This window comes from Vibrio sp. 1249-1 (assembly GCF_033340495.1).
Genome location: NZ_JAWOWJ010000006.1, coordinates 291,981 through 312,370, shown reverse-complemented (window position 1 = coordinate 312,370; position 20,390 = coordinate 291,981). Strand labels below are relative to the sequence as shown.

The window sequence follows — 20,390 nt, the reverse complement described above, 5'->3', positions numbered from 1 at the left end:
ATCAAAAAATAACACTAATGCTATCGTGTACTCTGACTCTCTAGGTTCGCTCTGCACTCTCGGCGATTGGCATAAATCAGACAAAAAGGAATAGAACAATGTCTATGCTAAATCTCGACCTAAATTGGATTTTTGGGACATCTCAAGATGACGATATGACAGGCACAAAAGGCTCTGAAACAACCGATATTTTCTTCGGCTTCTGTGGTGATGATAAGTTTGTAGGATACGGAGGTAATGATATTGTCTTCGGTGGCTGGGGAGATGATACCTTGCTTGGTGGCCGAGGTAACGACTTGGTTTCTGGCGGCTTTGGAAACGATTTCCTATCCGGCGGATTAGGAAACGACAAACTCTTTGGTGGCTGTGGCGACGACACAATTTTTGATTATTCAGGCAACAACTACTTGAGTGGTGGCTGGGGTAACGACACACTCGTTGTTGGTGATGGTGAATCAGTACTGAGCGGTGGCTGTGGAGACGACACCTTCGTGCTTACAAACCGCCTGGCTATTGGTGTACCTGATCAGCCAGTATCTTCCAACGATATTGATGTCAAAGCCGACATTGTCGATTTTAATATTTTCCATGACAAACTTGTCTTTGATATGGGCCGAGACACTGATAACGATGGCATTCGAGATACGTTCTTGGATTCAGCGGATGATCTGACTTTATCTTACAATGAATGTGGCTGGGCAGTATTCTCAAGTGATGAATACAATGTTGAAGTGACACTAAACGGTGTGAGCTCTGCATACATCAACTATGCAGAACAAAATGGTATCGACATTTTCGATTTCGCTTAACCTCAATCAGTTAAGTTCAATGAGATATTCGATATGATAACTAAAATAGGAGGCGCGATGCCTCCTATTTTGTTTGACGATGATGTGCGTCTACTATTCGAATGGTGCAGGGTCACCAGATCCCAAACGAACTACAACAGGTTCACCTTCGCTAAAGTCAATTACAGTCGTAGGTTGTTCACCTAGGTAACCGCCATTAAGAATCACATCAACCGCATGTTCTAGTTTATCTCGAATATCCTCTGGATCAGATTCTGTTACGTCACTGCCAGGTAGAATCAACGACGTAGACATCATCGGCTCACCTAATGCTTCCAACAAGTCCAAGGCAATTTGATTGTCTGGAACACGGATACCGATGGTCTTACGTTTTGCATTCATCAAACGACGCGGCACCTCTTTTGTGCCTTTGAAGATGAAGGTGTAAGGACCTGGTGTGTTATTTTTCAGCAGTCGGAATGCAGAGTTATCCACTCGCGCATAGAGAGAAAGCTCCGACAAATCACGACACAGTAAAGTAAAGTTATGCTTATCATCCAGACGACGAATCTGACAGATTCGTTCCAGCGCCTGTTTGTTCTCCAACTGACAGCCAAGTGCGTACCCTGAATCAGTAGGGTAAACCACAACGCCGCCGTTACGAATGATTGCTACTGCTTGATTAATCAAGCGAGCCTGTGGGTTTTCTGGGTGAACGTAAAAAAACTGGCTCATTGTAATTCCTCATTATCGAGCCTCTCGGCTCTATATTTTTATGGGTTCTCGACTTCGTATTACTGAGTATTATTCAACGAAGGATCTATTCCCCAATCTTTCCAAACTGGTTCGACGCCAGCAGGCAACCATAGGTTCCTTCCTAGCTCCATCCACGGTGATGGGTAGTGAAAATCACTGCCTTGAGAGGCTAATAGTTTGTATTGTATAGCATAATCAGCCAAGTTGCGCCTTTCTTGTTGCGCTTGCTGTGGCTGTGCAACTTCCATCGCATCACCACCCGCTTCGACAAACGCTGCTAGAAGACGCTTAATCCACTTCGCTGTCAACTTATATCTACCAGGATGCGCTAATACCGCCATTCCACCAGCCGCATGGATAGCATCAACCGCATCCTTCATCGAACACCAATTCGGTGGTACATAACCTGGGTTATTACGCGTTAGGTATTTTTTAAACACCATTTGCATGGTTTTTGCGTAACCATTATCTACCAACCATTTCGCGAAATGCGCTCTTGTCACTGGAGCATCACCGGCGATTTGCCTTACCTCTTCAAGCACACCTACTCGAGTTGCTTTTTGTAGTCGCTCTGCAATTAACTCAGATCGTGTTATGCGATGCTGCTTCTGCTGTTCTATGAGGGCAGATAATTGTTCATTTTCCGGATCGATATTCAGGCCGACAATATGAATGTCTTTGTTTTGCCAGACGGTCGATATCTCAATGCCATTGATGATTTTTATCGGCAAATTATTATCTTGAACGTATTGCTTAGCTAACGCCAAACCGTCAACCGTATCGTGATCAGTGATCGCCAAAACCTCGATATCAAAACTCAGCGCCCTTTCCACTAAATCTTTAGGCTCTAACCGACCGTCCGATGCAGTGGTGTGACTATGTAAATCAATTCTCATATTTTTATCGTTTTAATGCCGTTTTGGGGTTGACTTTTTACTCTCGCACTAGTTAACTAGTACACAAATACAAAGTACGTAATTTAAGGTTCACCATGTTACAAGAATTTAACCAAAACCAAAAAGCGAAAGTTGCGGTTTGTCTTAATAAGGCAAACTCATCAGATCTTGCTTGGTGGCGCACTTGGACTAGTTCTTGGTGGGCAAACGTATACTTCTAGTTTATAGAACCAAACGTTGTAAAGCCCGCTACTTAAGCGGGCTTTTTTGTTTTGTTGCTCATTTCACATTCAACTGCCTAAACATTAATCGAATATAGCCAACTCTAGATTGGGAGAACGTTTGCTTTATGCGACTATGTACGGCAGGAAGATTTAAACAGCTACAAGGAGGTCTTGTGAACAAGGCCATTGAAATTAAGAAACTTGGACAGCTTGAAGTGCTAACGGCTTCCGTCCCTTATACTCAAGACCCGACTCGCTTGTTCCACACACTATGTGAGAACAAAACTGACAGCCTATTGCTGGAATCTGCTGAGATCGATTCAAAGCAAAATTTAAAATCCCTGCTGATCGTAGATTCAGCGGTTCGCATTGTTTGCTTCGGCCATACCGTTAGCATGCACGCCTTGACCAATAACGGTAAAAACCTACTGTCTCACCTAAACCAGAACATCCGTGGTGACGTTGAGAGCAAGTTCGATGGCGAAACGCTAACTTTGCGGTTTAACCAGCCATGCGACACGTTAGATGAAGACTCTCGCCTACGTGAAGCCTCTTCTTTCGATGCGCTGCGTTTGGTTCAGCATAGTTTTGATATTTCACAGCAAGACAAACACGCAATTTTCCTTGGTGGTCTGTTTGCCTACGACTTAGTCGCAAACTTTGAGCCGCTTGGTAATGCCGAAGCAACAAATCAGTGTCCAGATTACGTTTTCTACGTCGCGGAAACACTACTTGTTGTCGACCATCAAACGGAATCTTGCCAGCTTCAAGCGACGTTGTTTGTTGATGGTTCAGAGAAAACAGCGTTAGAGACTCGTATTGCAGAAATTAGCGCCCAATGTGCAGCGCCAAAACTGTTGCCGAGTGCAGAGCAAATAACAGATGTAACGGTAGAACCTAGCGTGTCTGATGCAGACTTCTGCCAAACCGTTCGCGACTTAAAAGAGTTCGTAGTGAAAGGCGATGTATTCCAAGTTGTACCGTCTCGTAGATTCACTCTACCTTGTCCTTCTCCACTGGCTGCTTATAAAGAACTGAAACAAAGTAACCCAAGCCCTTACATGTTCTACATGCAAGATGAGCTGTTCACTCTGTTTGGCGCATCACCAGAAAGCGCGCTTAAGTATGAAACCGATACCAACCAAATTGAAATCTACCCAATCGCAGGCACTCGTCGCCGCGGTAAGCGCCCTAACGGCGAGATTGATTTCGACCTAGACAGCCGCATCGAACTTGAACTGCGCACCGACATGAAAGAAAACGCAGAACACATGATGTTGGTTGACTTGGCACGTAACGACGTCGCTCGTATTGCTCAAGCTGGTACTCGCCACGTAGCAGACCTTCTAAAAGTCGACCGCTACAGCCACGTAATGCACTTGGTGTCTCGTGTGGTTGGTCAACTGCGTGAAGACCTAGACGCGCTGCACGCATATCAAGCATGTATGAACATGGGTACGCTCACCGGCGCACCTAAGATTCGTGCCATGCAGTTGATTCGCGATGTAGAAGGCGCACGACGCGGTAGCTACGGCGGTGCTGTGGGTTACCTTACTGGCGAAGGTACATTAGATACTTGTATCGTAATCCGCTCAGCGTACGTTGAGAACGGTATTGCCCAAGTTCAAGCTGGTGCTGGCGTGGTGTTCGATTCTGATCCACAAGCGGAAGCAGACGAAACGTGCGGCAAAGCACAAGCGGTAATCTCTGCTATCCAAGCAGCGCATAAGTCACAATAAGGAATAGGGTTCAGAGATGGCTAATATCATTTTTATCGACAACTTTGACTCGTTCACCTACAACCTTGTGGATCAATTCCGCTCGCTAGGTCACTCAGTCAAGATTTACCGAAACAACATCCCAGCAGAAGCCATTGAACAAGCGGTAAACAAGCTTGAAAACCCAGTGGTTCTGCTATCACCAGGTCCTGGTGCACCGTCAGAGGCAGGCTCAATGCCGGAGCTTATCCAACGCATGAAAGGCAAAGTGCCGATGATCGGAATTTGTCTTGGTCACCAAGCGATTGTTGAAGCATACGGCGGCACCGTTGCTGGCGCGGGCGAAATCATTCACGGTAAGGTCTCTATGATGGAGCACCAAAACCATGCGATTTACCAAAACCTACCATCACCACTTGCAATTGCACGTTACCACTCGCTGGTTGCGACCAAGGTTCCTGAGAGCCTAACCATCACAGCAGAAGTGGATGACTTGGTAATGTCTGTTGTACATGAAGAAGATAAAGTTTGCGGGTTCCAGTTCCACCCGGAATCTATTATGACGACCTACGGAGCAACACTGTTGGCCAATGCCATTGAATGGGCACTTGAAGAACAAACTTCAGCGACCCCACTCACTGCTTAAAAAGCACTTGGCACATAAGAAATTTAGGAGAGGAAATATGGAAGCAATCATCAACCCTATTATTACCAAACTGTACGAGCAAGAATCGCTTACTCAGGAAGAGAGCCAACAGCTATTCGACATCATTATCCGTGGTGAACTAGACCCAATTTTGATGGCATCAGCACTGACTGCACTAAAACTCAAAGGCGAAACGCCAGACGAAATTGCAGGCGCGGCGAAAGCACTGCTGGCAAACGCAAATCCATTCCCTCGCCCAGATTACGATTTCGCAGATATCGTAGGTACTGGTGGTGACGGTCACAACACCATCAACATTTCAACCACTGCGGCGTTTGTTGCTGCAGCATGTGGTCTAAAAGTAGCGAAACACGGTAACCGCAGCGTTTCAAGCAAATCGGGTTCTTCTGATCTTCTTGATTCATTTGGTATCAACCTAGCTATGAGCGCAGAAGATACGCGCAAAGCGGTAGACGATATTGGTGTCGCTTTCCTATTTGCACCTCAATACCACGGTGGTGTGCGCCATGCGATGCCAGTGCGTCAAACTATGAAAACACGCACCATCTTTAACATTCTTGGCCCACTGATTAACCCTGCTCGTCCTAACATCGAATTGATGGGCGTTTACAGTGAAGAACTGGTTCGTCCTATCGCAGAAACCATGCTACAAATGGGTATGAAGCGCGCCGCTGTAGTACACGGCAGTGGCTTGGACGAAGTAGCAATTCACGGTGAAACAACCGTTGCCGAAATCAAAGACGGTAAGATCACAGAATACAAATTAACGCCTGCAGACTTCGGTCTAGAAGCGCACCCACTAGAAGCAATCAAAGGTGGCGATCCTGAAGAAAACAAAGCGATCATTACCAATATTCTGACGGGTAAAGGTACAGACGCACAATTGGGCGCAGTGGCAGTAAACGTTGCTCTGCTAATGCGTCTATTCGGCCACGAAGATTTAAAAGCCAACACGCAACAAGCGATTGAGGCAATGAATTCAGGCAAGGCGTACCAATTGGTACAACAACTTGCCGCACACGCTTAAGGAATTGAAGAAGATGACTGACTTCAACACTCAGAAAGCTGACAACCTGTCTGAACACGTTTCTAAGAAAGAAGCAGAAATGGCAGAAGTACTGGCGAAAATTGTCCGCGACAAATATCAGTGGGTAGCAGACCGTAAGGTGTCTCAACCGCTAAGCACATTTCAGTCTTATTTGCTGCCATCGGACCGCAGCTTCTACGATGCTCTGAGTGGCGAAAAGACGGCATTCATCACCGAATGTAAGAAGGCATCACCTTCTAAAGGTTTGATTCGTGATCACTTCGACTTGGATTACATTGCATCGGTTTACAACAACCACGCAGATGCAATTTCAGTCCTAACAGACGAGAAATATTTCCAAGGTAATTTTGACTTTCTTCCTCAGGTAAGAGGTCAAGTCAAACAACCCGTTCTGTGTAAAGACTTCATGGTAGATACCTACCAAGTTTACCTAGCGCGTCATTACAGTGCTGATGCCGTGCTACTGATGCTTTCTGTCCTTAATGACGAAGAGTACAAAGCGCTAGAGGAAGCAGCGCACAGCCTGAACATGGGTATCTTGACCGAAGTCAGCAACGAAGAAGAGCTTCATCGTGCAGTTAAGCTAGGCGCACGCGTTATCGGCATTAATAACCGTAACCTTCGCGACCTAAGTACTGATTTGAATCGTACTAAAGAACTGGCACCGACCATTCGCGAACTGGCTCCTAACGCAACAGTAATCTCAGAATCTGGCATTTATACACATCAACAAGTTCGTGATTTAGCGGAATACGCAGACGGCTTCTTGATTGGTAGTTCACTGATGGCGGAAGACAACCTAGAGCTTGCAGTACGCAAAGTGACGCTGGGCGAAAATAAAGTCTGTGGTCTCACTCATCCAGATGACGCAGCGAAAGCGTATCAAGCTGGTGCGGTATTTGGTGGCCTGATTTTTGTCGAGAAATCGAAGCGTGCGGTCGACCTTGAGGGTGCGCGCTTAACCATGAGCGGTGCTCCGCTGAACTATGTGGGCGTTTTCCAAAATCACGATATCGATTTTGTTGCTTCTGTCGTCACCTCTTTGGGTTTAAAAGCGGTGCAACTGCACGGTCAAGAAGACCAAGCTTACGTAAACCAACTCAAAGCCGAACTGCCAGCAACGGTAGAAATTTGGAAAGCTTATGGCGTGACTGATGCCAAGCCACAACTGCTAGCAGACAACATTGACCGCCATCTATTAGATGCGCAAGTTGGCACTCAAACCGGCGGTACCGGCCAAGTGTTCGACTGGTCACTGATCGGCGACCCAAGTCAAATTATGCTAGCGGGCGGACTGTCGCCAGAAAATGCTCAACAAGCAGCGACACTAGGTTGCTTGGGATTAGATTTAAACTCTGGTGTAGAAAGCGCACCAGGCAAAAAAGATTCACAGAAGTTGCTCGCGGCATTCACCGCTATTCGCAACTACTAAAGCTGGATATCAGCTAAAAAATTTAAAGCTATTCGTAGCGAAAAATACGAGAAGGAATATAACGATGGCAAAACTGAATGCCTACTTTGGCGAATACGGCGGTCAGTACGTTCCGCAAATTCTAGTTCCAGCACTGGAGCAACTAGAGCAAGCGTTTATCGACGCGCAAGAAGATCCAGAATTCCGCAGTGAGTTCATGACGCTTCTTCAAGAGTATGCGGGCCGTCCAACGGCTTTGACTCTAACTCGTAACCTAACCAAAGGTACGAAAACCAAACTGTACCTAAAACGTGAAGACCTACTTCACGGTGGCGCGCACAAGACCAACCAAGTGTTAGGTCAAGCTCTGCTTGCGAAACGCATGGGTAAAAACGAAATCATCGCAGAAACAGGCGCAGGCCAACACGGTGTTGCAACCGCACTAGCGTGTGCACTACTTGGCCTTAAGTGTCGCGTTTACATGGGTGCAAAAGACGTTGAGCGTCAAAGCCCGAACGTATTCCGTATGAAGCTAATGGGCGCAGAAGTTATTCCTGTCCACTCGGGTTCAGCGACACTTAAAGATGCATGTAACGAAGCGCTGCGCGACTGGTCTGCAACTTACGAAGACGCGCACTACCTACTAGGTACAGCGGCAGGTCCTCACCCATTCCCAACGATCGTGCGTGACTTCCAACGCATGATCGGTGAAGAAACGAAGAATCAGATTTTGGCACGTGAAGGTCGTCTTCCTGATGCGGTTATCGCATGTGTGGGCGGTGGCTCAAACGCGATTGGTATGTTTGCTGACTTCATCGAAGAAGAAAGTGTTCGCCTAATTGGTGTTGAGCCAGCAGGTAAAGGTATCGATACTGACCAGCACGGTGCACCACTTAAGCATGGTAAAACAGGCATCTTCTTCGGTATGAAAGCGCCATTGATGCAAGATCCAAACGGTCAAGTAGAAGAGTCTTACTCGGTATCTGCTGGCCTTGATTTCCCTTCAGTTGGCCCACAACACGCACACCTAAACGCAATTGGCCGTGCTGAATATGACAACGTGACGGATGATGAAGCACTAGAAGCATTCCAGGAAATTGCGCGTAACGAAGGTATCATCCCTGCTCTAGAATCTTCTCACGCACTGGCTCATGCACTGCGTATGGCTCGTGAGAATCCAGAAAAAGAACAATTGTTAGTTGTGAACCTATCAGGTCGTGGTGATAAAGATATCTTCACTGTACATGCCATCCTAGAAGAAAAAGGAGCGATCTAATGAGCCGTTATGAGAAGATGTTTGCGCGCCTAAACGAAAAGAACCAAGGCGCATTTGTACCGTTCGTAACGGTTTGCGATCCAAACGCAGAACAGTCTTACAAAATCATGGAAACACTGGTTGAGTCTGGCGCAGATGCCCTTGAACTTGGTATTCCATTCTCAGATCCACTAGCCGATGGCCCAACCATCCAAGGCGCTAACATTCGCGCGTTAGACTCAGGCGCAACACCAGATATCTGCTTTGAGCAAATTGGTAAGATCCGTGCTAAATACCCAGAGTTACCTATTGGTCTTCTTATGTACGCGAACCTTGTTTACTCTCGTGGTATCGAGAACTTCTATGAGCGTTGTGCAAAAGCAGGTATCGATTCTGTTTTGATTGCAGATGTACCAACTAATGAAAGTGCCGAATTTGTTGCTGCTGCAGAAAAGTTTGGTATTCACCCAATCTTCATCGCACCACCAACGGCAAGTGATGAAACACTGAAGCAAGTATCAGAGTTGGGTGGCGGCTACACTTACCTACTCTCTCGTGCAGGTGTTACTGGCGCAGAAACCAAAGCAAACATGCCTGTAGGTCATATGCTCGATAGACTGAACCAGTTTGATGCGCCACCAGCGCTACTTGGTTTTGGCATCTCTGAGCCTGCACAGGTGAAACAAGCACTAGAATCTGGCGCCGCTGGTGCAATTTCTGGTTCAGCCGTGGTAAAAATCATTGAAGCGAACGTTGATCAGCCACAAATTATGCTCGACAAGCTAGGTGAATTCGTTTCTGCAATGAAAGCTGCCACTCAAAAATAATTTCAGTTTGATATGACACAACAACGCCCGCTTAACATTATGTTTAGTGGGCGTTTTCTTACTATCGCGTTTATACCACGTCATTTTTTGTTCAACGCCCGCACTTTCCAAATCTATCTCAAGCAGAGCACTCAAAGAGTGTTAAGCTTGGGTAACTTAACTCACTCAATAAAGCAATGTGCAGTAAGGTTGCTACATGGAAGAAGTCAAAACACTGCTAGCCAAATGTCCTGTACTATCAGGGCTGCCAGATAAAGGGCTTAGTGAAGCAGCGCAAATGACTAAGGTTCGCTGCTTCGACGAAAAAGCACTGATTTGCAATAAAGGTGCGCTTCAATCTTCTCTTATGGTCATAGCTCAAGGTGCAGTGAGAGTGAACTCAATTAGTTCAAAAGGCAAAGAAGTCACACTGATGATTTTCGAAGCTGGTGGCTGGTTTGGAGACAATGTTTTTTCTCCCGGTATGCCTCGTATTTTTGGTGCGACCGCGCATTCTGACGTGACTGTAATGGAGCTTCCTGGAGATAAATTTCGCCAATTACTCGCCAAATACCCTCAAAGTTACCCCACTATACTCGACTTACTTAGCCGCCGCTTGTGGTCTGCTATTTCTGTTATCGAAGATGACGCGATTAGAGGAATTGAAGAACGAGTCGCCAAAAGGTTACTGCTGCTTGCAGAATACCAACTTAATCAAGCGATCGATACTCGACCATGCGTTGTCAGGGTAACAAGAGAACATATCGCTAACATGATGGGGCTAACTCGTCAGAGCGTACACAAGATACTAAAACGATTAGAAAGTATCGGGATGCTAGAGCTAAACTATGGCTCAGTAACCATTACCAATCCGAAACGCTTAGAAGAATACTTTAAAGAACTCGAGCAATAGATCCATTCAACAAACGGTAAGTATTGTCTAACGATAGCTAAAAACCTTATGCATCTAATTGGTCAAGAGCACAACACCATTTGCACTTAGGCAAGTGGCGCTGTGACACAAAAACCATTGAATTGACTAAGCTATATTCAATTCAGATTTCAACTCACGTTTCAAAATCTTTCCTGTCGCACTCATCGGGAGGTGTTCACGAATTTCGACATAACGAGGATATTTAAACGAGGCTAATTGCTCTTTACCCCACTTTTGTAATGAATCGGCGTCAATGTATTCTTTTGGTTTAAGTACAACGTAGGCTTTTATCTCTTCGCCATACTCTTCATTTGGAATCCCTATCACCGCGACCATTGAAACGGCAGGATGAGTCATGAAAACTTCTTCAATTTCTCTGGGATAAACATTAAATCCACCTCGAATGATCAGATCTTTCATTCTATCGACAATAAATAAATTACCTGAACTGTCAAAGCGGCCCACATCACCAGTATGGAACCAACCATTTTGTAGCGCAGATTCAGTAACTTCTGGGCGGTCAAGATATCCCTTCATAACATTATGACCACGCACAACAATCTCACCTTCTTCGCCTATCGGTAGTGCATTGCCTTCAATGTCGATAACTCTTACTTCGACGCCTTGAACCGGTTGACCTACCGAGCCTGGTATTCGCTCCTGATCTAAATGATTAAAACATGCAATAGGACTTGTCTCCGACAACCCGTATCCTTCTAAGATCGGCACATTAAATGTTTCTTCAAAGGTTCGAAAGATTTCGGTTGGTAATGGCGCACCACCGCTTACTGCAACACGCAATGACGAGGTATCAAATTGATGCTGCACATGAAGCAGACCGATGTACATCGTTGGCACACCAGCAAATATCGTCACCCTATGTTTTTCCACCAGCTCAAGAACATGTTTAGGCTCAAACCTAGGCACTAACACCAATGTTGCCCCGCCCAAAACACTAGCATTTAAGTGGACGGTTTGACCAAATGTATGAAATAAAGGCAAAGTTACTAAGTGAATATCATCGGCCTGGCTGCCCATAATGTTTTGTGCCACCAGAGCGTTCATTATGATGTTCTGCTGAGTCAGTTCAGCGCCTTTTGGTAAGCCTGTCGTCCCTGATGTATACAAAATCACACATGTATCATCCGCATTACGCGGTATATAATCCGGCAACGGTTGGACATCGGCTATAAACGCATTGAGAGTTATTACACCATTCCAATAGCTTTCATCTTGAGATTGAGTCAATACGACTATGCCTTCGCATGTATCGACTTGTTCAAAGGCTTTGACACCCTCTTTTGCCATTGGCAGTTCTTTCGTCCCTTCAAAGCAGAAATAAAACTTCGCTTTTGAATCTTCTAAGTGATACTTAATTTCTCGCGCTTTCAAAAGCACATTTAATGGGACTGCAACCGCGCCAGCTTTTTGTATTGCATAATAAACAAACGCGAAAAAAGGAATGTTTGGGCATGAAATCGCAACGCGGTCACCTGGCTTTACGCCTTTATTGATTAAAGACGCTGCGATCTTGCCGGCGATCGCATCAAACTGCGCATAATTTATCTTTTCAGTGCCACATATCAACGCCGTTTTATCTGGTTTACTCGCAGCATTTCTTTGTAACGCAGCAGCAAGATTCATCATAGTCTCTTCACCTCTTACTTGTCTTTCTCGTCTAATCAGCTCAGGAGCATTAACTAAGCAAGTTATCTCTAACACTGGATCGTCAGCATTTGAGTCTCACCAGTCATTACAATTTAACATTACGTTTACAACGCAATTAGAGCCAAGAATGTAAAGCAATTAACATTTCAGAAGGCAAATTAATAAAAGTGTGAGCTTGAAAGAGATGAATTGTTATAAATATCAACCCAAGTCACTAAAAACTCTGACTGCAATAGCAAATACAAAAGCGGTTAAAATTAACAAAAAGAAAACAAATAAAGAAAAATAAACTTGAACAATCCTAAGCGCGACCCTTATAAGAAAAATCAATAGCAAACGTTTGCTATTGAACAAAACTTTATCGTTCGTCAATAAAATATCGATTAATCCATCAATAATACCTTGCTGCATATTGCCAATTGTAAACGATAAGTGTAAAAAGCAAGGCGAGATAATTATCCGTAAATCCATTTATGGTTAGTGGGTAATTTTAGGATTTTACATTTTATTAGCACAGAGGTTATGGAAGTGTTAAAAGAAAAGAGTTTGCTAAACAACATTGGCGTACAAGTCGTAATCGCCATGATCGTGGGCACAGCCGTTGGTGCCATGATGGGTCATGATGCGACAGTGTTCGCTCCTTTAGGTGCTATCTTTATCAACTTAATCAAAATGTTGGTTATTCCTTTGGTCGCTGTAGCCTTGATTTCTGGCGCCGCTGGTCTTGGGAACAGCCAGTCAGCAGGTAAAGTTGGCATCGTCACTCTAGGTTATTTTGGTTTAACATCCGCCCTAGCCGTTGCGCTTGCACTATTTATGGGTGAAGTATTCCAACCAGGCATGGGTATCGACGTCTCTGGCGTTGAAGGCATGTTCTCAGCAGAATACGCTTCAAAAGGTGAACTACCTACTTTCTGGGCAACCATCACTGGTATGATCCCAACCAACGTTTTCCAATCACTAAATGAAGCAAACATCCTACAGATCCTCGTTTTCTGTATGTTCTTTGGTATTGCGATTTCTAAGCAAGCAAAAGAGCGTCGTGAACCAATCATCAATGGTGTTAACTGCATCGTTGACGCAATGGTTTGGATGATCAACAAAGTAATGATCATTGCACCTATCGGTGTATTTGGTCTGATGGCAGAAGCCGTCGGTACGTTTGGTTTTGGTGCGCTAATGGTGGTGTTTAAACTGTTCGTTGTTTACGTTGCCGCCATCCTAATCTTCGGTTTCGTTGTTTACCCAGCAATGGTGCATGTTTTCACGAAGACATCTGCGAAGAAATTCCTGTCTTCAATGAAGAAACCGCAAGCAGTTGCGCTTTCAACAGCGTCTTCTATGGCAACACTGCCTGTCACAATGGACACCTGTGAAAAAGAGCTGGGCGTAAAAAATTCAACTGCATCATTTGTTCTGCCTCTAGGCGCAACGATCAACATGTCAGGTAATGCGATTTACTATGGCTTGGTTGCTATCTTCTTTGCTCAACTGTTCAATATCGATCTAGGCATGGGCGCTTACATTGCAATTATCGTAACGTCTACATTGGGTGCGGTTGGTCAAGCGGGTGTTCCTGGCCCTTCTTTCCTAGTGGTTGCCGTGCTTCTTGCCGCTGGTATTCCAATTGAAGGTCTACCGCTGCTATTCGCTCTTGACCGTATTTTCGATATGATTCGTACAGCACTGAACATCACAGGTGATGCTGCATGTGCAGTTATCGTTGATGCGCTAATTGAAGAAGAAACGGCAGAAGCTGAGCTTAAAAAGCAAGAAGCCTAACTCTTTCTTGAATAGACCAAAAACCGCTCATTATGAGCGGTTTTTTTGTCTTTTCTTGCATTACGTAACTATACAAATAGAAACCGATAGCATAAATTTTTCAAAATGATATAAACCATTACAAAATATAACAAAACGTTAGAACTAGGTTATATCATGAGTCTTGAGCAATCTTTGGAATATCTCACCAAAACAAATTTGCCGATCGAATCAAAGCAGCAGGCACTGGTTGACTCAGTTATTCTTACCCTAACGAAACAAAAACGAGATGCTCTTTTTCAACAGGTTGCTCTGTATCGAATAAAACTGCTTAAATCTCTCTTTCCTAAACACGCATCAAAAAGTCTTTCTGCACTATTTGAGTTAATGGATTATCGAGATTTAGTGCAACAGTATCCGACAGGTTTCTCCAAAGAGATTCGTTTACTTGAACAACTTGCCGCAGATTGTTACCCGCATTGGATGGTTTTCTGGTGTCAATGCGAGATCGAAGCAATCAAGCAAAAATATCCTTCAAACGAAGCTGCGATTCCTACTCCGCTTCCGTTTGACGACCACAGCTATACTAGCGTGTTAATTGAAGATATCGCAGATTGCGATCTTGAGGTAATGCTGCCAAATCATGCAGCGTTAATGCCGATTTCCGAAGCGATCACACTGAGTAATCTTGAGCTTTTCGTCCAAACTGAACAATGGTTTGAAATCTTGCCTCTTTTATCACTCTCGCAAAAAGGGCAGCACTTTGCGCTCTTGCTCAAATCGTCATCTTCACCAATCTTGGTCTCCTCCGCTTTAGTGCAAAGCTGGCATCAACGAAATAACTGGCTCAGTTACTCACCACAGTTTAGTAACGAACAATGGCAGTTTTGCTTTCCTAATCATGGGTACAGTGTTCTCAATCAACTGGGTATTTTGGAGTGTCGTGCTCTAACTCCTGAGCACACTCTTGTTGGGTTTGATGCTCAGTTTCAATCTCATGTAAAGAACACTGAAGCGGTTTGCGAAGTACTGCGTCTTACGGTGGGAGGCAACATTCAACAAAAGCTGTATTTTTTGTATCTGGCGCAAAAAACTATGATGAGCGAGCTCTATAAAGCAGGCTATAAGCTCGGCTTTACCATTATTGAGCAAGTGTTTATGTTAAATTTCTATCAATCTATTGATTTAAGTGCCTACTTTCACTCAGGATACCGCGACATTAACGGTGACGGTACCAAGACATACCGCGGTTTCTGGAATTTAGGTATGATGGTTGAAGCATTTCAAGACATACAATTTCGCGACTACAAACATTGCGTACGAACAAAAAGAATGGATAAAAAGGTGAATGAGCATGCTTGATGTTCATTTGCACGGTCTCTTTTACCCAAAAGCAATGGCATTGTACGCGACTGTACTAATAGTATTCGCTTGGCTACTGTATTACTGCTATCGCCTAAAACAGAAGAGTGAATCAATCTTAGGCTCGCATCACGCGCCTTACATCGCTTATTCCAGCTGTATCATTGTTTGGATAAGCAGCAACGCCTATTTCCATACCGATTTATTGCCAGAATTAGGCTCTGTTGGTGGCATTTTTATGGCTAAGTTAGCGAACTTAGCGTCTTTTTTCGCCTTTGCGTTTGCATTCTATTTTTCTTGCCAGTTAACCGCAGATGTTAAAAAAACAGCGGTCAAAGTCTGGCAAAAAGTCGTCTTTGTCACACTAGCAACGTATTCACTGTACATCAACTTAGTGCCGAATCTCACTGTCGAAAATGTCACCATTAGTGGTCCAAGCCAGTTCGTCATTGAATTTGGCCCACATACCTCATATTTTTTCATTAGTTTGCTAGCTTTCGTGGTACTAACGCTGCTTAACTTGATTGCCATGCGCGCGAACAGCAGCAAACTCACGCTAGCAAAAAGCAACTATATGATCGCTGGCATTTTGGTATTCATGTTATCTACGGCAGTGATACACCTTGGAATGACGTATTTCCTTGGCGACTTCTCCCTAACTTGGTTACCACCAGCACTTTCAATCAGCGAAATGTTGTTTGTGGGCTATGCCCTACTTACCTCTCGCTTCTACAGCGCTAAATATCTCACGTACTTAACGGTAAGCGCGCTCTTAGTCTGCGCCATTTTTGTTCTGCCGCTAGGGGCGATATTTATTCCTATCTCTGAAGATAACCAATGGCTTGTTGCGTTACCTTTATGTGCGCTTATCGGTATCACTTGGCACTTGCTTTTTAAGCGAGTCAGTCGTTACGCTTCGTATTTTATTTATGGGAAACGACACACTCCCGTTCAGCAAATCCTTGGGTTAGAGGAAGAGTTTAAACGCTCAATAGATGATGCTATGCATCAGTTGGCATCGTTACTTAACATACCAAACAACAAGCTGCAGCTAGTCACTAGCAATTACACAGAAACGTTTTACGAAGAGTACCTGCCGTCAAGCAAGTCAGTTCTCGTGCTTGATGAGTTGTCTGAAGAAATTGATTATGCCTCCTCTTCTAAAGGGTCGATGAGAAAGCTCTACGAGCGCATGCGCTCAAGCAATACTGCGCTCGTTATGCCTCTCTTCGGTCGTGGAAAGTCTGTTACTCACTTACTAATTTCTTCACATAAAATAGATAATAAGCTGTTTTCTAATGAAGAAATCTCAGCTCTGCAAACGTTATTAGTTCGCATCCAGAGCACCATTGAAGCCGATAGAAAGGTACGCCAAAGCCGTGCGTTGGCTAACTCCATTGCACATGAAATGCGTAACCCTCTCGCTCAAGTACAATTACAATTTGAAGCTTTAAAACAACATATAGAGTCAAACGCCTCACTGGATACGCTAAAAAGAGAAATTGATAAAGGTGAAGCCGCTATACAACGCGGTCGACAACTTATCGATATTATTTTACGAGAAGTTAGCGACAGTTCACCAGAGCATGAGCCTTTAGCTCTCACTTCCATACATAAAGCCATCGACCAAGCAGTAAGCCGTTATGGTTTTGAAAACGATCAAATAATAGAGAGAATTAACCTGCCACAGGCACACGATTTTGTCGCGAAGTTAAATGAGACCCTGTTTAACTTTGTCATTTTCAATTTGATTCGTAACGCTATCTACTATTTTGATTCTTATCCCGACAGTCAAATTGAGATTCGTACCCAGACGGGGGCTTACGAAAACATTCTGATCTTCCGAGATAGTGGGCCAGGTATAGATAGCAGTATCTTACACAAGATATTTGATGACTTTTTCTCGTATCAAAAAAGCGGAGGCAGTGGCTTAGGTTTGGGCTATTGCCAACGTGTTATGCGCTCCTTCGGAGGACGAATAGAGTGCCAGTCTGAATTGAACGAGTTCACAGAATTCTACTTGTATTTCCCAGTCGTACCAAACGCACCAAAACCAGAGACATTAAGAGCACCGGACTTTGATAGCTGGAAAGCAACTCCATCACATTCTGAAAATCATTCAGCTCAACACGTACAAGTATGTAAAGATGCACCAACAGTGCTCATTGTTGATGACAAAGAGGTGCAACGCACCTTGGTACAGATGTATTTAAAAAGATTGGGAGTCAACAGCTTACAAGCAAATAATGGAGCCTCTGCGGTAGAACTATTCCACTCTCACAAGATTGATCTCGTTCTTATGGATGTCCAAATGCCGGTAATGAATGGATTTGACGCAAGCCAACGGATTAAGCAAATCACATCCTCCGTTCCAATCATTGCCTTATCTGGTGAGTCTGGAGCTAGAGAGTTGGAGCTAATTTCGAAACTCATGGATGACAGACTCGAAAAGCCCACCACGTTAAATGCACTTCAAGTCGTCATCCAAAGATGGCTACAGAACGAGAATTTTGCACCTTCCAACACTTTTTAATCTGCAAATATAGAATTGGCACTAGATGTGCATTATTGGAGTAAATCGAATTATCCAGAAGGTCAAGCAGGCTACAAAAGAGTAGCGTATGAGCTTGATAAGGAGATCGCCATGTTACTTCATCGACATACATACTACGGCCTGATTCATCATGGAATCAAAACACTGTTACTTGATCGCTTAGGCCACTATACAGAAGAAGAGTATCATCAATATCTGAGCCTGATGACTGGTAAATCCACTTGCTTCACGATGTCTCTCGAAGAGCTAGAAGCAACGGTCGATAACTTACTACGGGAAGGCTATTTAGAAGATGTAAAAACGCTTATTTCCCAATATCAACGTGTGGCTTAAGGTTTAAAACTCTCAACTTTATTGCCGCCTCATCGCGGCAATTTTTATTCCTTCCATATGCTGTTTCGACATGGAAGAAGCTTGCGGGCTGTACGATATACTAAGCGTTACTATTCTTACCTTAACTTCCTCAGTATTCACATCTTGTCAGATTCCGTTAGACTGTCTTCAATTCAACAATTAGGTAGATTTTGCCATCATGAAGCAGATCCTAGACTTTATACCACTCATCGTTTTCTTCGCTTTATACAAGCTGTACGACATCTACGTGGCGACAGGTGCACTGATCGTAGCAACAGCCATTCAGCTTGTCGTCACCTATGCGCTGTATAAGAAAGTCGAAAAGATGCAGCTAATAACATTTGTTATCGTCACTATCTTCGGCGGCATGACCCTTTTCTTCCACGACGACAATTTTATAAAGTGGAAAGTCACCATCATTTACGCGATTCTGGCGATTGGCTTAGCAGTGAGCCACGCATTGGGAAAATCAGCCATCAAAGGTATGCTAGGCAAGGAAATTACGTTACCTGACGCTGTTTGGGCAAAGATTAACTGGGCTTGGGTTGGCTTCTTCTCATTCTTCGCTGGCCTAAACATTTATATTGCTTACGAATTGCCGTTGGATGTTTGGGTTAACTTCAAAGTATTTGGAATGTTGATCGCGACATTTGCCTACATGATTGCGACTGGCTTTTACATTTATAAACACATGCCAAAAGAACAAAAAAATAACTCATCCGATGTGTCCACTGATGATTAAAAACTCAGTTTTGCTATAATCCGCGACTTCACAGCGACCTTAGGGTCGCTGTTTTGCTCCATGTATCAGTAAACCGCTCAAACAACGTACCGTTTTCAGACCATTCTTGCTGCTGTAAACCAACTTTCTCTGGTCCGGTATCTGCGGTTTTTTAAGGACCTTTGGTTCTAGGTATTTACTATGTTGGCGCTTAGTTTGAGCGCCTTTAAGATTTAGGATGTCACAATGAGTCAAGAAATTAGCTCTCCGAAAGGTCAAATGCTGCTTCGTACCCTTGCAATGCCTGCAGATACAAACGCCAATGGCGATATTTTTGGCGGTTGGATAATGTCTCAGCTCGACTTAGCGGGCGCGATTCTGGCAAAAGAGATCTCTTGTGGTCGCGTTGTCACCGTTTCGGTATCAAGCATTACGTTCAAAAAACCTGTTGGTGTGGGCGATGTCGTATGCTGCTACGGCGAATGCACTAAGATCGGCCGCACATCCATGAGTGTCGATTTGGAAGTATGGGTCAAACCCGTCAAAGCTCACGGTGTTGGCGAACGCTTCATGGTTTGTGATGCGACCTTCAACTACGTAGCCATTGACAGTGAAGGTAAACCACGTCCGGTTCAGAATTAGTCAACCTACAACGCTAACAGTTAGAAAGGATCTCACATTTTCTGTTGTTCACTTGTGAGAGACACAAAAAAGGCGTTAAATTAACACTTTACCCTACCAATTAAGGAACTATGCTATGTGGTATGTCATCTTTTCACAGGACGTTGAGAACTCGTTGGAAAAACGCATGAGCGTTCGCCCACAACACTTGGATCGCTTACAAAAGCTACAAGACGAAGGTCGCCTTCTTACAGCTGGTCCGATGCCTGCGATAGATTCTGACAATCCTGGTGAAGCTGGATTTACGGGCTCAACTGTCATCGCTGAATTCGCCTCGCTAGAGGATGCTAAAGCGTGGGCAGAAGCCGATCCTTACGTAGCGGCTGGTGTTTACGATAATGTAATCGTGAAACCGTTCAAAAAAGTGTTTTAATTTATGAAAAAATTACTGTGTCTTTTCTTGGTATTTGGTGCTCTGGCTGGCTGCTCATCAACCGATGATAAGCAGCGCCAACTTGAGCTTATGGCATCAAACCGAGCAGGAGTCTTGTCAGCTGGTCTCCCTTTAGAGTACGGTCCACTGCAAATAATGCGTGTCTCATCCAACAAAAATGTTGTAGAGATGATGATGATTTATAACGATGGCGCCCTCGGTGCAAAGCCGTTAAATCAAGTACTGAATACCAGTATCTATACCTACTGCAGCAACCCAGAAGTTCGCAAGCAAATTGATATGGGCTTGATGTATCGTATTAAGGTACGTAATTCTCGCGGTCAGTTGATGGCAGATGAGTTGGTTTCAGCACAGACTTGTACTCAGGTGAAGTAGCTACAGTAATTTTTGTT

General features: G+C 44.3%; 20 protein-coding genes and 1 other annotated feature. Of the genes, 17 read left to right on the top strand and 3 right to left on the bottom strand.

The window, feature by feature from the left end; all coding sequences use genetic code 11:
- Window positions 1-98: 98 nt before the first annotated feature.
- Window positions 99-809, top strand: a complete 711-nt coding sequence (locus R7Z50_RS13855; RefSeq protein ID WP_318149131.1) for a calcium-binding protein — start codon at window positions 99-101, stop codon at window positions 807-809.
- A 93-nt stretch (window positions 810-902) separates the two neighbouring features.
- Here R7Z50_RS13855 and R7Z50_RS13850 read toward each other — a convergent pair whose 3' ends face one another.
- On the bottom strand, window positions 903-1,523 hold the full coding sequence (locus tag R7Z50_RS13850) for an L-threonylcarbamoyladenylate synthase (protein WP_005376791.1): 621 nt from the start codon (window positions 1,521-1,523) through the stop codon (window positions 903-905).
- 59 nt (window positions 1,524-1,582) lie between these two features.
- Window positions 1,583-2,440, bottom strand: coding sequence for an RNase RNM (rnm, locus tag R7Z50_RS13845; RefSeq protein WP_005386777.1), 858 nt, complete (start codon window positions 2,438-2,440; stop codon window positions 1,583-1,585).
- A gap of 95 nt (window positions 2,441-2,535) precedes the next feature.
- On the opposite strand from rnm, the gene R7Z50_RS13840 reads away from it, so the two are divergent.
- The 8 genes from R7Z50_RS13840 (at window position 2,536) to R7Z50_RS13805 (ending at window position 10,482) form a co-directional block, all read left to right on the top strand.
- Window positions 2,536-2,661, top strand: coding sequence for a trp operon leader peptide (locus R7Z50_RS13840; protein WP_005376787.1), 126 nt, complete (start codon window positions 2,536-2,538; stop codon window positions 2,659-2,661).
- Window positions 2,608-2,711 (top strand) — a sequence feature (Trp leader region). (Overlaps the previous gene by 54 nt.)
- A 126-nt stretch (window positions 2,712-2,837) precedes the next feature.
- Complete coding sequence (locus R7Z50_RS13835) at window positions 2,838-4,403, top strand: anthranilate synthase component 1 (protein WP_017635723.1); 1,566 nt, start codon at window positions 2,838-2,840, stop codon at window positions 4,401-4,403.
- 16 nt (window positions 4,404-4,419) lie between these two features.
- A complete protein-coding gene (locus R7Z50_RS13830; RefSeq protein ID WP_017635722.1) occupies window positions 4,420-5,028 on the top strand; it encodes an aminodeoxychorismate/anthranilate synthase component II in 609 nt (202 codons plus the stop codon).
- Between the two features lie 37 nt (window positions 5,029-5,065).
- Complete coding sequence (trpD, locus tag R7Z50_RS13825) at window positions 5,066-6,076, top strand: anthranilate phosphoribosyltransferase (protein ID WP_033905671.1); 1,011 nt, start codon at window positions 5,066-5,068, stop codon at window positions 6,074-6,076.
- A 13-nt stretch (window positions 6,077-6,089) separates the two neighbouring features.
- Entirely contained in the window at window positions 6,090-7,529 is a 1,440-nt protein-coding gene (gene trpCF / locus R7Z50_RS13820) for a bifunctional indole-3-glycerol-phosphate synthase TrpC/phosphoribosylanthranilate isomerase TrpF (protein WP_262668100.1), read from the top strand.
- A gap of 64 nt (window positions 7,530-7,593) precedes the next feature.
- A complete protein-coding gene (gene trpB, locus R7Z50_RS13815; RefSeq protein WP_064368599.1) occupies window positions 7,594-8,784 on the top strand; it encodes a tryptophan synthase subunit beta in 1,191 nt (396 codons plus the stop codon).
- Window positions 8,784-9,590 carry a tryptophan synthase subunit alpha gene (trpA, locus tag R7Z50_RS13810; protein WP_047009991.1) on the top strand — a complete coding sequence of 269 codons (807 nt, stop codon included), beginning with the start codon at window positions 8,784-8,786 and terminating at the stop codon, window positions 9,588-9,590. Before trpB ends, trpA begins: the two co-directional genes overlap by 1 nt.
- Window positions 9,591-9,786: 196 nt before the next feature.
- Window positions 9,787-10,482: a Crp/Fnr family transcriptional regulator gene (locus tag R7Z50_RS13805; RefSeq protein ID WP_005376777.1), complete on the top strand. Its 696-nt coding sequence runs from the start codon at window positions 9,787-9,789 to the stop codon at window positions 10,480-10,482.
- Between the two features lie 126 nt (window positions 10,483-10,608).
- On the opposite strand, the gene R7Z50_RS13800 is transcribed toward R7Z50_RS13805, so the two are convergent.
- Window positions 10,609-12,150, bottom strand: a complete 1,542-nt coding sequence (locus tag R7Z50_RS13800; protein WP_054577046.1) for a long-chain-fatty-acid--CoA ligase — start codon at window positions 12,148-12,150, stop codon at window positions 10,609-10,611.
- A gap of 543 nt (window positions 12,151-12,693) precedes the next feature.
- Here R7Z50_RS13800 and R7Z50_RS13795 point away from each other — a divergent pair.
- The 8 genes from R7Z50_RS13795 (at window position 12,694) to R7Z50_RS13760 (ending at window position 20,373) form a co-directional block, all read left to right on the top strand.
- Window positions 12,694-13,953: a dicarboxylate/amino acid:cation symporter gene (locus tag R7Z50_RS13795; RefSeq protein ID WP_005376774.1), complete on the top strand. Its 1,260-nt coding sequence runs from the start codon at window positions 12,694-12,696 to the stop codon at window positions 13,951-13,953.
- Between the two features lie 156 nt (window positions 13,954-14,109).
- Entirely contained in the window at window positions 14,110-15,294 is a 1,185-nt protein-coding gene (locus R7Z50_RS13790; RefSeq protein ID WP_005376773.1) for an acyl-homoserine-lactone synthase, read from the top strand.
- Window positions 15,287-17,827: a hybrid sensor histidine kinase/response regulator gene (locus tag R7Z50_RS13785; RefSeq protein ID WP_025767260.1), complete on the top strand. Its 2,541-nt coding sequence runs from the start codon at window positions 15,287-15,289 to the stop codon at window positions 17,825-17,827. Before R7Z50_RS13790 ends, R7Z50_RS13785 begins: the two co-directional genes overlap by 8 nt.
- 111 nt (window positions 17,828-17,938) lie before the next feature.
- Window positions 17,939-18,181, top strand: coding sequence for a hypothetical protein (locus R7Z50_RS13780; protein WP_005376770.1), 243 nt, complete (start codon window positions 17,939-17,941; stop codon window positions 18,179-18,181).
- Window positions 18,182-18,380: 199 nt separating this feature from the next.
- Entirely contained in the window at window positions 18,381-18,944 is a 564-nt protein-coding gene (locus R7Z50_RS13775; protein WP_005376769.1) for a septation protein A, read from the top strand.
- Between the two features lie 225 nt (window positions 18,945-19,169).
- Complete coding sequence (yciA, locus tag R7Z50_RS13770) at window positions 19,170-19,565, top strand: acyl-CoA thioester hydrolase YciA (protein ID WP_005376768.1); 396 nt, start codon at window positions 19,170-19,172, stop codon at window positions 19,563-19,565.
- A 115-nt stretch (window positions 19,566-19,680) separates the two neighbouring features.
- Window positions 19,681-19,977: a YciI family protein gene (locus R7Z50_RS13765; protein WP_005376766.1), complete on the top strand. Its 297-nt coding sequence runs from the start codon at window positions 19,681-19,683 to the stop codon at window positions 19,975-19,977.
- Between the two features lie 3 nt (window positions 19,978-19,980).
- Window positions 19,981-20,373 (top strand): GspS/AspS pilotin family protein, encoded by a 393-nt coding sequence (locus tag R7Z50_RS13760; RefSeq protein ID WP_005376765.1) that lies wholly within the window; start codon window positions 19,981-19,983, stop codon window positions 20,371-20,373.
- Window positions 20,374-20,390 lie beyond the last annotated feature (17 nt).

What these genes read in the sequence shown, in the direction of transcription:
- R7Z50_RS13790 (WP_005376773.1), top strand. Translation starts at nt 14,110, where the DNA reads ATGAGTCTTGAGCAATCTTTGGAATATCTCACCAAAACAAATTTGCCG.
- R7Z50_RS13765 (WP_005376766.1), top strand. Translation starts at nt 19,681, where the DNA reads ATGTGGTATGTCATCTTTTCACAGGACGTTGAGAACTCGTTGGAAAAA.
- R7Z50_RS13855 (WP_318149131.1), top strand. Translation starts at nt 99, where the DNA reads ATGTCTATGCTAAATCTCGACCTAAATTGGATTTTTGGGACATCTCAA.
- yciA (WP_005376768.1), top strand. Translation starts at nt 19,170, where the DNA reads ATGAGTCAAGAAATTAGCTCTCCGAAAGGTCAAATGCTGCTTCGTACC.
- R7Z50_RS13785 (WP_025767260.1), top strand. Translation starts at nt 15,287, where the DNA reads ATGCTTGATGTTCATTTGCACGGTCTCTTTTACCCAAAAGCAATGGCA.
- R7Z50_RS13795 (WP_005376774.1), top strand. Translation starts at nt 12,694, where the DNA reads ATGGAAGTGTTAAAAGAAAAGAGTTTGCTAAACAACATTGGCGTACAA.
- R7Z50_RS13800 (WP_054577046.1), bottom strand. Translation starts at nt 12,150, where the DNA reads ATGATGAATCTTGCTGCTGCGTTACAAAGAAATGCTGCGAGTAAACCA.
- trpB (WP_064368599.1), top strand. Translation starts at nt 7,594, where the DNA reads ATGGCAAAACTGAATGCCTACTTTGGCGAATACGGCGGTCAGTACGTT.
- R7Z50_RS13840 (WP_005376787.1), top strand. Translation starts at nt 2,536, where the DNA reads ATGTTACAAGAATTTAACCAAAACCAAAAAGCGAAAGTTGCGGTTTGT.
- R7Z50_RS13775 (WP_005376769.1), top strand. Translation starts at nt 18,381, where the DNA reads ATGAAGCAGATCCTAGACTTTATACCACTCATCGTTTTCTTCGCTTTA.
- trpCF (WP_262668100.1), top strand. Translation starts at nt 6,090, where the DNA reads ATGACTGACTTCAACACTCAGAAAGCTGACAACCTGTCTGAACACGTT.
- R7Z50_RS13760 (WP_005376765.1), top strand. Translation starts at nt 19,981, where the DNA reads ATGAAAAAATTACTGTGTCTTTTCTTGGTATTTGGTGCTCTGGCTGGC.
- R7Z50_RS13830 (WP_017635722.1), top strand. Translation starts at nt 4,420, where the DNA reads ATGGCTAATATCATTTTTATCGACAACTTTGACTCGTTCACCTACAAC.
- R7Z50_RS13805 (WP_005376777.1), top strand. Translation starts at nt 9,787, where the DNA reads ATGGAAGAAGTCAAAACACTGCTAGCCAAATGTCCTGTACTATCAGGG.
- R7Z50_RS13850 (WP_005376791.1), bottom strand. Translation starts at nt 1,523, where the DNA reads ATGAGCCAGTTTTTTTACGTTCACCCAGAAAACCCACAGGCTCGCTTG.
- trpD (WP_033905671.1), top strand. Translation starts at nt 5,066, where the DNA reads ATGGAAGCAATCATCAACCCTATTATTACCAAACTGTACGAGCAAGAA.
- trpA (WP_047009991.1), top strand. Translation starts at nt 8,784, where the DNA reads ATGAGCCGTTATGAGAAGATGTTTGCGCGCCTAAACGAAAAGAACCAA.
- R7Z50_RS13780 (WP_005376770.1), top strand. Translation starts at nt 17,939, where the DNA reads ATGTTACTTCATCGACATACATACTACGGCCTGATTCATCATGGAATC.
- rnm (WP_005386777.1), bottom strand. Translation starts at nt 2,440, where the DNA reads ATGAGAATTGATTTACATAGTCACACCACTGCATCGGACGGTCGGTTA.